A 12,668-nucleotide genomic window follows, 5' to 3' on the forward strand; every position below is an offset into this window, starting at 1 on the left:
ACATTGCGCCCTCTAGGACGGTGTCTTGAGGAGAGAGGTTCACTCGTCTTCTCAAAGCCACTGAAAAGGCCAAGGAAAGTCCGGGACAAGCCCTCGCGAAGGAGTCGGGGGGAGCGGGCGGGATCCCGGACGGAGAGCAGGCAGGAAACCACCGCATGGGGCTCACGAGCGACAAAACGCTGCTGCTGTCAGTGCTGTTCGCCTTACTGCTGTTCGTCGGCACCGTATGGCTGTGGCCGCGCCTTGCCCGAACCGGCTGGCGGGCCGTCAGCGGGCGGGTCGGGCTGCTGCTCGCCACCCAGTTGGCGCTGTTCGTGTCGGTGGGGCTGACCGCCAACCAGGCGTTCGGCTTCTACGCCAGCTGGGCGGATCTGTTCGGCCGGGAGACGGACCAGGGCGTAGTCGTCGACCACGCTGCGGGCGGCGCCCCGGCGGGGCCGCTGCGGGTGGTCGACACCCGGCGCGTGGACGGCGGCGGCAGCCCGCGTCCGCAGTACGGCGGACAGATCCAGAAGGTCGCCGTCAACGGACGTACGACACACATAGCCACGCCGGCGTACGTGTACCTGCCGCCGGAGTACTTCGACCCGCAGTACCGCACGCGTACGTTCCCCGCGGCCGTCGTCCTCACGGGCTACCCCGGAACGGCGGAGGCACTGGTGGACAAGCTGCACTACCCGCGTACCGCGCGGCAGCTCGCCAAGGACGGGCGCATGCAGCCGATGATCCTGGTGATGATGCGGCCGACGGTGGCGCCGCCGCGGGACACCGAGTGCGTGGACATCCCGGGCGGCCCGCAGACCGAGTCGTTCTTCGCCAAGGACCTGCCGGACGCCGTGACGGCCCACTACCGGGTGGGCAGGAAGCCCGGCAGCTGGGGCATCATCGGCGACTCCACGGGCGGCTACTGCGCGCTGAAGCTGGCGATGCACCACCCGGAGGTCTACGGGGCGGGCGCGGGCCTGTCGGCGTACTACAAGGCGCCGAGCGATCCGACCACGGGCGACCTCTTCCACGGGAACGCGACCCTGCGCAACGAGGCGGATCTGCACTGGTTTCTGAAGAATCGTTCCGCTCCCGACACCTCGTTGCTTGTCACCAGCAGCAAGGTCGGAGAATCCAACTTCAAGGCCACGCAGAAGTTCATAGGGCTGGCGAAGGCCACGGGCACGACCAGGATCTCGTCGATCATCCTGGAAAGCGGCGGGCACAACTTCAACACCTGGCGGCGGGAGATCCCGCCGACGCTCGAGTGGATCAGCGGGCGGTTGAGCGACCGGTGAGCGGCGCCTGAGGGCGGCGCCCGGCGGCGGGGGCTGGGCGGCGGGCGCGAATGCCGAAGGGCGGAGGCAGGGGGCGGGCGTCGAATGCCGGGCGGGGCCGCGGGCGTCGAGCAGGGGGTCGATGGTCGTCGAGGAGGGGGTTGACGGGGATCGTGGAGGGGGTTGAAGCGGGGGCTGGCGGGCGTCGAAGACCGGGGGCGCCGGGTGGCTCGGCCGGGGTTCAGGAGGGCTGTTCGGGGCGCCCAGGCAGGAAATGATCTTGCTTCTTGTCGAATTCCGTGACCGCGTTGTTTCCTGATGCCCTGTGAAGACTTCGGTATGGCCGTGTTTTTGCGGGGCGGGGCGCCAACATTCGCCTACGCGCGGTAAGTTTCTGGCCATGCCACGTGGACGTCACCGCCATTCCCCGCCTTTGCACAGGCTGCTACCTCCCTCGGCAATCGCAGGCGTCTCCCTTGTCTGCGCCCTCGGCCCCTGGGTGTTCACGGAGCCGATGGCGCTCCGTGGTCTGGCCGCGGCCGCCGCGGCGACGGCGATCCTCGGCGCGTACGTGATGCGCCGCTGGGACGTGCAGGCCGGCAAACAGGTCGCCGACCTGGCACGCGCGCGTGCCGGCGACGAGTGGCGCTACGAGGAACGGCTCGCCGAACTGGAGAGCGACCTCGACGAATCACGTGAGCTGCGCGTCAAGCTGGAACAGCGTCTGCGGTCCAAGCGCACCGAACTGGCGGGCCTGCGCAACGAGCACGCCGCGCTGCTGCGCCGCTATGCCACGGCCGAGACCGAGCGGGCCAGCGCCCTGGAGGGCCGCCGACTGCTCGAGATAGAGGCGGCGCCCACGCCCGCGCTGCCCGCCGCGCGCGCGGCGCAGGACGCGGAGCCGGCCGGCGCGGTCGTCGCGCGGGAGGCCGAGGACGCCGACGACACCGAAGGCACCGAAGGCACGGATGGCGTCGGGGCGCCGGCCGAGGGGGCCGCGTTCGACGACTCTGCCGAGTCTGCCGATTCCGGCGACCCTGCCGAGTCCGGCGACGCCACCGCCGAGCCGGGCGCCGAGACCGAGAAGGCCGAGGGCGCTGCGGAGGCCGCGGAGGCTGCGGAGGAGCCGGCGGCTTCGGCGGTCTTCTCTCCCGAGGGGTCCAAGCTGTTCCTGCGGGCCCAGGCGGCCCTGGCCCGGTTCGACACCGACGGCGTCAAGGCCACGAAGATCGAGGACCACGCCGAGGAGGAGCCCGCGCGGGCGACTTCCGCGGACGTCGGCGCCACAGCCGCCGGCGGCGACGCGGAGGCCGCGCAGGAGGACGAAGCACAGGGGAAGCCCGAGGCGGTCGACGAGCACGCGCGCGCGGCCGCCCCCCACACGGCTGCCGAGGCCGACACGGTCTCGGACGACCAGAGCGCGGATGACCAGAGCGCGGACGACGAGCGGTCGGAGGACCAGGCCCCGGGCGACCAGGCCCCGGGCGACCAGGCTCCCGCCGCCGCGGACGCGGACCCGGACGACCCGGACGAGAACGCCCCCGAGCCGGTGGCTTCGGAAACGGCCGTGGTCGGCGAGCACCCGGACCACGCGGAGACCGTGCGGCCCACGCCGCCGGTGTACTCCGCCCCCACCGGCGCCTCCGCCCCGTCCGTCACCGGGGCCGGTGCGCTCGTCCCCCGTCCCGCCGGCGCCGTGCAGCGCCGCCCCTCCGGCCACTTCGCCGTGCCGACCGCCGTGGCCGTCGTACCGGCCGCGCAGCCCGTACGGCGTCCGACGGCCGAGGGAGGCTTCGACTTCTTCGGCACGAAGAGCGCGTCGGAGCCCTACGCCCTGGAGGCGGTGCAGAACGAGGATCTGGCCGATGTCGTCGGCCAGGAGGCCCTCGCCCTGCACAAGGCCGAGTCCGAGTCGGAGTTCAAGGCGCTGGACGAGGCGGCGCGCGGTGTGGGCCAGGTGATCGACCTGACCGCCCACGACGAGACGGAGCACATCGACCTTCAGGGACTGCGCAGCGCCGTCTCCTGACGCCGTCCTCCGAGGCGTCCTACGTCATCCACCGGTCGGACCGGGCGTCCAGGCGCCCGGTCCGAGACTGTTCGGCCTGGCTTCGGAGCAGCTCCGCGGCCTCCTGTGCGTCCCGCAGCCGGGCTGTGACGGTCTTGTCGGCCCCGGTGTCCACATGGACGTCCGCGAGCCGCCAGAGGCGCTGCCAGGGCCCTTGCGTCAGTCGCACGCTCTGCACCTTGGCGTGCGGGACGAGCGTCAGGCTGCGGCGCAGCAGTCCGTGCCGGGTGGCGAACACCGCGTCCGTGACGGCGATCCCGTAGCCCCGCCACCACAGCGGAACACACCGCCCGGCCCGCCGCGGCGGCCGCGTCGGCGAGGTCCCGGCCGGGACGCTCACCCCGGGCAGCACGCGCGCGACGACGGCCTCCGCGGCCTCGCGCGGGGCGACGGGCACGAGTACGGAGTTGGCCGAGCCGGCCACGTCGAGCTCGACCCGGACCCACCCGCGCCGCCGCCACAGCAGCGGCTGCACGATCCGCACGGTCTGCACCCGCCCGGGCGGCACCGTCTCGTGCGTACGGTCCAGCAGCCCATGGTCGATCCGCAGCCCGTCCGGCGACTCGCCGACCGTCCAGTCGTACTCGCCGACGAACCGTCCCACGCTGCTCGCGCCCGCCGCGCCGAGCAGCGGCACGCCGGTCGCGAGGACCGTCCACACACTGTGGGTGGCCAGCCACAGCACCGGCGGCACGACGAGCGCGGCGACCAGCGCGCCCCAGGTCGCGCCGGTCAGCACCAGCGCGATCGCGAGCTCGCGCGGCGGTACGCGCAGCAGCTCGCGCGCGGGTGCCTCGCCCACCTCGTGCGCCGTCTCCGGCGCGAAACCCGCCGCCCGCGCGAGCAGCTCCGCCCGCAGCACCCGGGCCTCCTCCTCGCCCAGGAAGGCCAGTTCGTCCTTCTTCTCGGCGCCGACCACGTCGAGCCGGAGCTTCGCAACGCCCGCGATCCGCGCGAGCAGCGGTTGACTGACGTCGATCGCCTGGATGCGCTCCAGCCGGATGTGCGCGGCGCGCCGGAACAGCAGGCCGGTCCGGATGCGCAGTTCGCTGTCGGTCACCGAGAAATGGGTGAACCACCAGGTCAGAAAGCCGTAGAGGGAAGCCGCGGGGACGAGGACGGCGAGCGCGATCAACAGGGTCGTGGTGGTCAGCCGGGTCAGCTGCTCCTGCGCCTGGTTGGGGTCGTGCACGGCCCACCCGGCGAGGACCGCGATCGGCGCCCACGCCCGCCGGAACGGCGTGACGGGATGAAGCCGGCGCTCGGTGACGGGCCGTTCGGAGTAGGTGCCGGGAGGGCCCGGTGTTCCCGGTGTTCCCGGTGTTCCCGGTGGCTCCGGTGTCTCTGGGGTGTCCACAGTCTCCGTGGTCTCCGCAGTCTCCGTGGTCTCCGTGGCGTCCGTGGTCTCCGCCGTGGCGGGTACGTCGGGTGCGTCGTCCTCGACGCCCGGGGTCGTCACAGCCCCGCCGATCGGGCCTCGCCGAGTTGGGTGAGCCGGTCGCGCAGCCGTTCCGCCTCGGCCGGGTCCAGGCCCGGGATGGTCGCGTCGGTCGCGGCGGCGGCGGTGTGCAGCTGGACGCTGGCCAGCCCGAAGTGCCGTTCGACGGGCCCGGAGGTGACCTCGACGAGCTGCATGCGCCCGTACGGCACGACGGTCTCCTCGCGCCACAGCACGCCCCGGCTGATCAGCAGGTCGTCGGCCCGCTCGGCGTACCGCCAGGAGTGCCAGTTGCGGCCGAGCAGCACCCAGCCCCATCCGATGCCGGCCAGGGGCAGCAGTGCGAACGCGGCCCACGCGGCACCGACGAGCAGCCCGAGCAGCAGCCCGGCGCCGACGGCCGTCAGCCCCAGCCACACCAGCAGCAGCAGCCGCCGCATCCGCAACAGTCCCGGCGGCAGTCCGATCCACTCCGGTCCGGCCGCCGTCGTCCCCACGCCATCCGGGCTCCCCGTTTCCATACCGCCAGCGTACGGAGCGGAGCACGTAGGGGAGACTGTGCCCATGACTCCTACGACGGAGACCACGGTCGGGATCGGCGGTGCCGCGGAGAGCACCGACATGGTGCTCAACATCGGCCCCCAGCACCCCTCCACGCACGGTGTGCTGCGGCTGCGGCTCGTCCTGGACGGCGAGCGCATCCGGCAGGCGGAGCCGGTGATCGGCTATATGCACCGCGGCGCGGAGAAGCTGTTCGAGGCACGCGACTACCGCCAGATCGTCATGCTGGCCAACCGCCACGACTGGTTGTCGGCGTTCTCGAACGAGCTGGGCGTGGTCCTCGCGGTGGAGCGGATGCTCGGCATGGAGGTCCCCCCGCGCGCGGTGTGGACCCGTACCCTGCTCGCCGAGCTGAACCGGGTGCTGAACCACCTGATGTTCCTGGGGTCCTACCCCCTGGAGCTGGGCGGCATCACGCCGGTCTTCTACGCCTTCCGTGAGCGCGAAGTGCTCCAGAACGTGATGGAGGAGGTCTCCGGCGGGCGCATGCACTACATGTTCAACCGCGTCGGCGGCCTCAAGGAGGACCTGCCGGCCGGATGGGCCGCACGCGCGCGTGGCGCCGTCGCCGCCGTCCGCTCGCGCATGGACGTCTTCGACGACCTGGTGATCGGCAACGAGATCTTCCGGGGGCGCACGCGCGACGTGGGAACGCTCGCGCCGGAGTACGTGCACGCGTACGGCGTGAGCGGGCCGATCGCGCGCGCCTCGGGTGTCGACTTCGACCTGCGCCGGGACGAGCCCTATCTCGCGTACGGGGAGCTGCGGGACACCCTCAAGGTGGTGACCCGGACCGAGGGCGACTGTCTCGCGCGCTTCGAGTGCCTCCTGGAGCAGACGTACAACGCGCTCGACCTCGCGGACGCCTGCCTGGACCGGCTCGCGGAGCTGCCCCCCGGTCCGATCAACCAGCGGCTCCCGAAGGTCCTCAAGGCGCCCGAGGGGCACACGTACGCGTGGACCGAGAACCCGCTCGGCATCAACGGCTACTACCTCGTCAGCAAGGGCGAGAAGACCCCGTACCGGCTGAAGCTCCGCTCGGCCTCCTACAACAACATCCAGGCGCTCACCGAACTGCTGCCGGGCACGCTGGTCTCGGACATGGTGGCGATCCTCGGGTCGATGTTCTTCGTGGTGGGGGACATCGACAAGTAGGCCGCGCGGCGGCCGGGGGATGCCGCGTGCGGTCAGCCGGTTTCGGCTTCCGGGTCGAGCGGGTGGGGAATTCCGACCGGCTGGAGCAGCCATCCGAAGTCGCCCAGCCCGCCCCGCGCGAGGAGCTCGGCGGCCTCTCCGGCGCTCGCGAGGGCGCGCACGTACGCGGACGGGTCCGTGGAGGCCAGCGCCAGCGGGGGGCGTGCGCCGGCGATGCCCAGGGCGCGCAGTGCGGCGCGTTGTGTGAGCAGGCGCGCGCCGACGGCCGCCCGCGCCCCATCCTTCGCCGCCGCTGCTCCCGCCTCCGCGCACGCGTCCAGCGCGACGTGGGCCGTGATGTCGCAGGAGCCGTCCGGCACGGGTGCCGTCTCGCGCCCCTCTCTGAAGCCGGTGAGCGTCCCGAACGGGGGGCGCGCGTCCGCCGTGTGCGCGTAGTCCACCGCCACCGCGAGCCCGCCCGCGAGGCAGGAGACGGCGGACGCCCAGGCCGTGTCCCGGGGCAGCCCGACCTCCGCCCGCAGCCCCTCCTCGCCCGTCGTCGGCCACCACCGCGCGAGCCACTCGGCCTCCGCGCCGGACACCCGCTCCCCGAGCCGCTCGGCCCCGGTGTCCCGGACCAGCACCAGTCGAGCCACGCCCGCGGCATCGACCTCCGCGACCTCGACGGGCACGTTGTCCAGCCACTCGTTGGCGAAGAGCAGCCCGGTGAGCTGGCGTGGAGGCTCGGGCAGCCACTCGATCCGGTGAGCGAGGCCCTCAGGGCGGCCGGCGATCTCGACGGCGTACGCGCGTGTGCGTGCCGCCACCTCGGCGGGGAGCGCGGCCAGCACCGCGGTGACCAGTTCGCCCCGCCCGGCGGCCATGTCGACGAAGTCGAGCGACGAGGGCCGGCCCAGCGCCTCGTCGACCCGGCACAGCAGCCGGGCCACGGCGGCGGCGAACAGGGGCGAGGCGTGCACGGACGTACGGAAGTGCCCGGCCGGGCCCTCGGAGCGCCGGTAGAAGCCGCCCGTTCCGTCCACGCCGTACAGCGCCGCCTGGGTCGCCGCCCGCCAGCCGCGCCACCCGCGCGTGTCCGTCGCCTTGTCCGCCACCCGGTCAGACTAGGCGTACAGGTGATCACGGCATCCACCTTGCGGAGTACGCGCGCCCGGACCGGATCGGCCCTCCGGTTGACCCCTGCACGCATCGGGCTTCCCTACGCTGGGTCACGTGCAGCGCCTCTATGACTTCCTCCGCAGACACCCGACCGGGGTTGACGGCTTCTGGGCCCTCGTCCTGTTCGGGATCTCCGCGGCTGCCGGGACCGCGGGACAGGACCGCGGCGGCACCGACTCCATGGCGCTGCTGGTGCCGGTCGTGTTCCTGTTGTGCCTGGTCATCGCGTTGCGTCGGCGTATGCCCGAGCGGATGCTCGTGCTCGCCGCGGCGCTCGGACTGGCCCAGCTGGTGCTGAACGTCGGGGTCACGGCCGCCGACTTCTCCCTGCTGGTGATCGTCTACACGGTTGCCGCGACCGGCGCCCGCTGGGCCTCCCGCCTCGCCCTGGTCATGGCGCTGAGCGCGGCCACCCTGGCGCAGCTGCGCTGGCCGCACGAGAACGCGAGCGTGCCGGGCCAGGTCGCGGTCATCGTCTTCCAGACGGTGCCGTTCGCCCTCGCCTGGGTGCTGGGCGACTCCATTCGCACCCGTCGCGCGTACTTCGCGCAGCTGGAGGAGCGCGCGGCCCGCCTGGAGAAGGAGCGCGAGGCGCAGGCGAAGGTCGCGGTCGCCGCCGAGCGCGCCCGCATCGCGCGGGAGCTGCACGACGTCGTCGCGCACAACGTGTCGGTGATGGTGGTGCAGGCCGACGGTGCCGCCTATGTTCTCGACGCCGCGCCCGACCAGGCGAAGAAGGCCCTGGAGACGATCTCCTCCACGGGCCGCCAGGCCCTCGCCGAGATGCGCCGCCTACTGGGCGTCCTGCGCACCGGCGAGCACCAGGAGGGCGGCGAGTACGTGCCGCAGCCGGACGTCGAGCAGATCGAGGACCTCGTCGAGCAGTGCCGAGGCTCGGGCCTGCCGGTGGACTTCAAGGTCGAGGGCACGCCGCGGCCGCTGCCCAGCGGCGTCGAGCTGACGGCGTACCGGATCGTGCAGGAGGCGCTGACCAACACGCGCAAGCACGGGGGGCCCAACACGGGCGCGAGCGTCCGCCTGGTCTACTTCGACGACGGTCTGGGCCTGCTCGTCGAGGACGACGGCAAGGGCGCCCCGCACGAGCTGTACGAGGAGGGCGGCGCCGACGGCGCGGGTCACGGTCTGATCGGCATGCGCGAGCGCGTCGGCATGGTGGGCGGAACCCTGGACGCGGGCCCGCGACCCGGCGGAGGATTCCGCATCAGCGCCCTGCTCCCGCTCAAACCCGCGCACTGAAGCCGACGCACGCCCCTGGTGACACCTGTCACGCCCCCCGACGCACGCGCACGGGTGACGAAAACTTAAGAAACACAAGAAACACAAGAAACAAGAAGAGACAGAAGAAACGGAAGAGGACTCGATGACGATCCGCGTGATGCTCGTCGACGACCAGGTGCTGCTGCGCACCGGGTTCCGGATGGTGCTCGCCGCCCAGCCGGACATGGAGGTCGTGGCGGAGGCGGGCGACGGCGTCGAGGCCCTCCAGGTGGTGCGCTCCACGGCGGTCGACGTCGTGCTCATGGACGTCCGTATGCCGAAGCTGGACGGTGTGGAGGCCACCCGGCGCATCTGCGCCGAGGCCGAACCGCCCAAGGTGCTGATCCTGACCACCTTCGACCTGGACGAGTACGCGTTCTCCGGGCTGAAGGCGGGCGCCTCCGGGTTCATGCTCAAGGACGTGCCGCCGGGCGAGCTCCTCGCCGCCATTCGCTCCGTGCACAGCGGTGACGCGGTGGTCGCCCCGTCCACCACCCGCCGCCTGCTCGACCGGTTCGCGCCGATGCTGCCCACCACCGGCAAGGAGCCCCGCCACAAGGAGCTGGAGCGCCTCACGGAGCGGGAGCGCGAGGTCATGGTGCTGGTCGCCCAGGGGCTGTCCAACGGGGAGATCGCGGCCCGGCTGGTGCTGTCCGAGGCGACCGTGAAGACCCACGTGGGCCGCATCCTGACCAAGCTGGGGCTGCGCGACCGGGTCCAGGTGGTGGTCCTCGCGTACGAGACGGGGATCGTCCGGGCCGGCGGCCACGGCTGACGCGCACGGACCATACGGCCGCCGCGGCTTCGGGGCCTCCGCGGGACCGCCCGCGGCTAGCGGAGCATCCCCTCCAGGAAGTCGCTGCCCAGCCGGGCCACCACCGTCACGTCGAGCTGGTGCAGTACATAGCGACCGCGCCGACGGGTGGTGAGCAGGCCCGCCTTCTTCAGGACGGCGAGGTGCCGGGATATCTCGGGGGCCGTCATGCCGTGCACCTGGGCCAGCTCGGTCGTGGTGTACGCACTACGGGCCAGCAGGCGGCAGATCCGCATCCGCACGGGATGGGACAGCGCCTTCATCCGCAGCGTCAGCTGCTCCACCGAGGGCGGCGAGGCCAGCTCCGGTGAGCCGACCGGGTAGTGCAGCACCGGCTGCCAGCCGTACCGGTGCAGCACCATCAGGTGCGGCCAGCCGAGGCTCGTCGGCACCAGCAGCAGGCCGCCGTCCCCGGTGGTGCTGCGGCCCAGGACCAGCTTGTCCACGGTGATCCGCGCGGCGTCGACGTCGAGTGTCACCGCCGAGGACACCGAGGCGAGGGCCTCCGCCAGGCCCTTGCGGCGCAGAAGATCCGTCTTGTAGCGGGCGTCCGTGGCGAGCGGGAGGCGCACCCGGGCCCAGACATCGGCGAAGAACGCCTCGTCGCAGTCCTCCAGGAACTGCCTCAGCCAGGCACGCACGCGGGGCGGGTCGTCGAGCAGCCGCTGAGTGAACCGCACCTGTCGCGGCCCGCGCGTGGCGGCCAGTTCGAAGGCGCGCCGGCGCAGCTTCGGGTCGGCGAGCACGTTGGGGCTCGGCACGTCGTACCCGGGCGCGCAGGTGAACTCCAGGGCGGAGTCCACGAACTGCTCGTCCGTCAGCTTGTCCAGGAGATCGAGCTCCTCGGCGAGCGTGGCCCCGGGGAGCGTGCTTCTGCCCGGGATGCCCGCGTACGGCAGGAAGATGTCCGAGAACGTCGTCCGCCACAGGAAGTCGGCCTCGCACATCCGGTCCGCCAGATGCGAGTCGAGCCCGGCGGTCACGCCGGTGACCCAGCCCTGAAGGCCGGGATGGTGCCCCGGCTCGGACAGCGCGTGCAGCGCCATGCCGAGCTCGGCCAGGGGCGAGGGTACGACCGCGACCCTCTCCGGCCGCAGCCCCGCGATGTCGATGCTCACGCTCATGCCCTCATGGTGCACCGGGCCACCGACAACGCGGTCCTCGATTGACGGCGGCCGTCAATCGAGGCGACGCCGGGCATCGGCCGGGAGCAGCCTGAGGAGGCCGGGGCAGCCGCGGAACAGCCTCAGGACACCCTTCCGCACGCCCTCCCCTGCCCGAACCACGTCCGGACCACGTCCGAAGCACGTCCGGACCAGGTCCAGACCACACACGGCCACGCACGGTCACGTCCGGGCCCGTCCGGGCGACGTTCGATCCGAGAGGGATCAGCCATGAGCATCACGCAGCAGTACGCCCTCGACGCCTACCGGGCCAGGCAGCACGGCGAGCCCGTCGTGCCCGCGCCCGGCGCCCACGACTGGCAGGTGATGCGCGAGCTGCGGGACCACCAGCAGTTCCGCGCGGTTCTCGCGGGGCGACCCGCCCACGGGCGGCTGTGGCAGGCCCTGGCTCGCCGGCTGCGCCCGCGTCCTACCCGCTGACCACCTCGGCCACCCGGCCCACGAAGTCCACGACCGCCGCCCTCACATCGTCCGCCGTCCACGCCAGTCCGGCGGAGCTGACGGTGACCTCGGTGTACGACAGCCCCGGCCCGCCGCGGCTCCAGCCGCCGACGAAGAGCATCGCCTTCGTCCGCTCGGCCTGGAGCGCCGCCGCTTCGGCGAGCACCTCGGCCTCGTACGGCAGCCAGACCTGGAACTCGTGCGTGTGCGGCACCTCGGGATGCACGCGTGCCCACGGCACGCCCGCTTCGGCGAACCCCTCACGCAGCGCGGCGGCCACCACGCGCGCGTGGGTCACGTAATCCGGCAGCCGGGGCAGTTCCCGCTCCAGTCCGACGAGTGCCGCCAGGGCGGTGGGGAACTGCTGGAAGACCATCCCGCCGTAGCGGTGCCGCCACGTCTTCGCCTCGTCCACCAGCGTCTTCGGTCCGGCGAGCGCGGCGCCGCCGAAGCCGTCGAGGGACTTGTAGAACGACACGTAGACGCTGTCGGCCAGGTCCGCTATCTCCCGCAAGGAGCGGCCGAAGTGATGGGTCGTCTCCCACAGGCGCGCGCCGTCGAAGTGCACCACCGCGTCGCGCTCGCGTGCCGCCTCCACGACCTCGGTCAGCTCCTGCCAGGAGGGCAGCACATAACCGGCGTCCCGGAGCGGCAGCTCCAGCATCAGCGCCCCGAAGGGCTCCTCGAAGGCGCGCACCTCCTCGGCCGTCGGCAGCCTGGGCTCGCGCGTCAGCCGGACCGTGCGCAGTTCGCTGACGGCGCCGAACGCGCCCCGCTCCCACACCTCGGGATGGCTGAGCGCGTGCAGCGCGACCGTGGGGTTGCCGGTGCGTCCCGCCCAGCAGCGCAGGGCGACCTGCTGAGCCATCGTGCCGGTCGGGAAGAACGCCGCGGCCTCCGTGCCCAGCAGTCCGGCGACCCGCGCCTCCAGCGCCGCCACCACCCCGTCGCCGTAGAGGTCCGCGGGCTCGTCCAGGTCGTGGACCTGCGGCGCGGCCTCGTGCAGCAGCGCGAGCCGGTCCCGCAGCGTGCCCCGCGCGCCGTCGCGCGACAGGACGCGTTCCGCGTTCCGGTAGGCGGCCGCCCGCCGCTCCCGCAGGCGCTGCTGCGCCGACTTCTCCTCGCCGTGTTCCGCCGTGTTCGTCATGCACCGGATGATGCCGTGCGACGGCCCGCGGAGGCACGGGCGTTTCCGGCCCCCACCCTCCCCCCGGGGCCGCAGGTCGGGAACGGGTGGGATAACCCACAGCCTGTGGACAACCGGACGCTCCTCGGACGGATAGCGTTAACATGACGAGAAATCGTCCGG

At 72.6% G+C, this 12,668-nt stretch carries 11 protein-coding genes; 6 read left to right on the top strand and 5 right to left on the bottom strand.

What is annotated here, in order from left to right; all coding sequences use genetic code 11:
• Positions 1–155 precede the first annotated feature (155 nt).
• A complete protein-coding gene (locus tag ACFVYS_RS13595; protein ID WP_389501718.1) occupies positions 156–1,283 on the top strand; it encodes an alpha/beta hydrolase in 1,128 nt (375 codons plus the stop codon).
• A 379-nt stretch (positions 1,284–1,662) separates the two neighbouring features.
• On the top strand, positions 1,663–3,291 hold the full coding sequence (locus tag ACFVYS_RS13600; protein ID WP_389501720.1) for a hypothetical protein: 1,629 nt from the start codon (positions 1,663–1,665) through the stop codon (positions 3,289–3,291).
• A gap of 19 nt (positions 3,292–3,310) precedes the next feature.
• On the opposite strand, the gene ACFVYS_RS13605 is transcribed toward ACFVYS_RS13600, so the two are convergent.
• Both ACFVYS_RS13605 and ACFVYS_RS13610 read right to left on the bottom strand, forming a co-directional pair.
• Positions 3,311–4,789, bottom strand: a complete 1,479-nt coding sequence (locus ACFVYS_RS13605; protein ID WP_389501722.1) for a PH domain-containing protein — start codon at positions 4,787–4,789, stop codon at positions 3,311–3,313.
• A complete protein-coding gene (locus ACFVYS_RS13610; RefSeq protein WP_389501724.1) occupies positions 4,786–5,289 on the bottom strand; it encodes a PH domain-containing protein in 504 nt (167 codons plus the stop codon). The genes ACFVYS_RS13605 and ACFVYS_RS13610 overlap by 4 nt, the downstream gene beginning before the upstream one ends.
• 43 nt (positions 5,290–5,332) lie before the next feature.
• Between ACFVYS_RS13610 and ACFVYS_RS13615 the strand changes: the two genes are divergently transcribed.
• A complete protein-coding gene (locus ACFVYS_RS13615) occupies positions 5,333–6,484 on the top strand; it encodes an NADH-quinone oxidoreductase subunit D (RefSeq protein ID WP_389501725.1) in 1,152 nt (383 codons plus the stop codon).
• 32 nt (positions 6,485–6,516) lie between these two features.
• On the opposite strand, the gene ACFVYS_RS13620 is transcribed toward ACFVYS_RS13615, so the two are convergent.
• Positions 6,517–7,578: an SAM-dependent methyltransferase gene (locus ACFVYS_RS13620; RefSeq protein ID WP_389501727.1), complete on the bottom strand. Its 1,062-nt coding sequence runs from the start codon at positions 7,576–7,578 to the stop codon at positions 6,517–6,519.
• A 118-nt stretch (positions 7,579–7,696) separates the two neighbouring features.
• Here ACFVYS_RS13620 and ACFVYS_RS13625 point away from each other — a divergent pair, with 118 nt between their 5' ends.
• Both ACFVYS_RS13625 and ACFVYS_RS13630 read left to right on the top strand, forming a co-directional pair.
• Positions 7,697–8,899, top strand: coding sequence for a sensor histidine kinase (locus tag ACFVYS_RS13625; protein WP_389501729.1), 1,203 nt, complete (start codon positions 7,697–7,699; stop codon positions 8,897–8,899).
• 124 nt (positions 8,900–9,023) lie between these two features.
• Positions 9,024–9,695, top strand: coding sequence for a response regulator transcription factor (locus ACFVYS_RS13630; protein ID WP_020132489.1), 672 nt, complete (start codon positions 9,024–9,026; stop codon positions 9,693–9,695).
• Between the two features lie 56 nt (positions 9,696–9,751).
• Here ACFVYS_RS13630 and ACFVYS_RS13635 read toward each other — a convergent pair whose 3' ends face one another.
• Positions 9,752–10,858, bottom strand: coding sequence for a DUF5937 family protein (locus ACFVYS_RS13635; RefSeq protein WP_389501731.1), 1,107 nt, complete (start codon positions 10,856–10,858; stop codon positions 9,752–9,754).
• A gap of 270 nt (positions 10,859–11,128) precedes the next feature.
• On the opposite strand from ACFVYS_RS13635, the gene ACFVYS_RS13640 reads away from it, so the two are divergent.
• Positions 11,129–11,338: a hypothetical protein gene (locus ACFVYS_RS13640; RefSeq protein ID WP_389501733.1), complete on the top strand. Its 210-nt coding sequence runs from the start codon at positions 11,129–11,131 to the stop codon at positions 11,336–11,338.
• Here the strand turns inward: ACFVYS_RS13640 and ACFVYS_RS13645 are convergent.
• On the bottom strand, positions 11,328–12,506 hold the full coding sequence (locus tag ACFVYS_RS13645) for a threonine aldolase family protein (protein WP_389501734.1): 1,179 nt from the start codon (positions 12,504–12,506) through the stop codon (positions 11,328–11,330). The two genes, ACFVYS_RS13640 and ACFVYS_RS13645, sit on opposite strands and share 11 nt — an antisense overlap.
• Positions 12,507–12,668 lie beyond the last annotated feature (162 nt).

It is taken from the genome of Streptomyces sp. NPDC058295 (genome assembly GCF_042880655.1).
Classification (GTDB): Bacteria; Actinomycetota; Actinomycetes; order Streptomycetales; family Streptomycetaceae; genus Streptomyces; species Streptomyces coriariae.

Coding starts and splice junctions, on each gene's coding strand:
- ACFVYS_RS13595 (WP_389501718.1), top strand. CDS start 156: ATGGGGCTCACGAGCGACAAAACGCTGCTGCTGTCAGTGCTGTTCGCC.
- ACFVYS_RS13600 (WP_389501720.1), top strand. CDS start 1,663: ATGCCACGTGGACGTCACCGCCATTCCCCGCCTTTGCACAGGCTGCTA.
- ACFVYS_RS13610 (WP_389501724.1), bottom strand. CDS start 5,289: ATGGAAACGGGGAGCCCGGATGGCGTGGGGACGACGGCGGCCGGACCG.
- ACFVYS_RS13615 (WP_389501725.1), top strand. CDS start 5,333: ATGACTCCTACGACGGAGACCACGGTCGGGATCGGCGGTGCCGCGGAG.
- ACFVYS_RS13630 (WP_020132489.1), top strand. CDS start 9,024: ATGACGATCCGCGTGATGCTCGTCGACGACCAGGTGCTGCTGCGCACC.
- ACFVYS_RS13635 (WP_389501731.1), bottom strand. CDS start 10,858: ATGAGCGTGAGCATCGACATCGCGGGGCTGCGGCCGGAGAGGGTCGCG.
- ACFVYS_RS13640 (WP_389501733.1), top strand. CDS start 11,129: ATGAGCATCACGCAGCAGTACGCCCTCGACGCCTACCGGGCCAGGCAG.
- ACFVYS_RS13645 (WP_389501734.1), bottom strand. CDS start 12,506: ATGACGAACACGGCGGAACACGGCGAGGAGAAGTCGGCGCAGCAGCGC.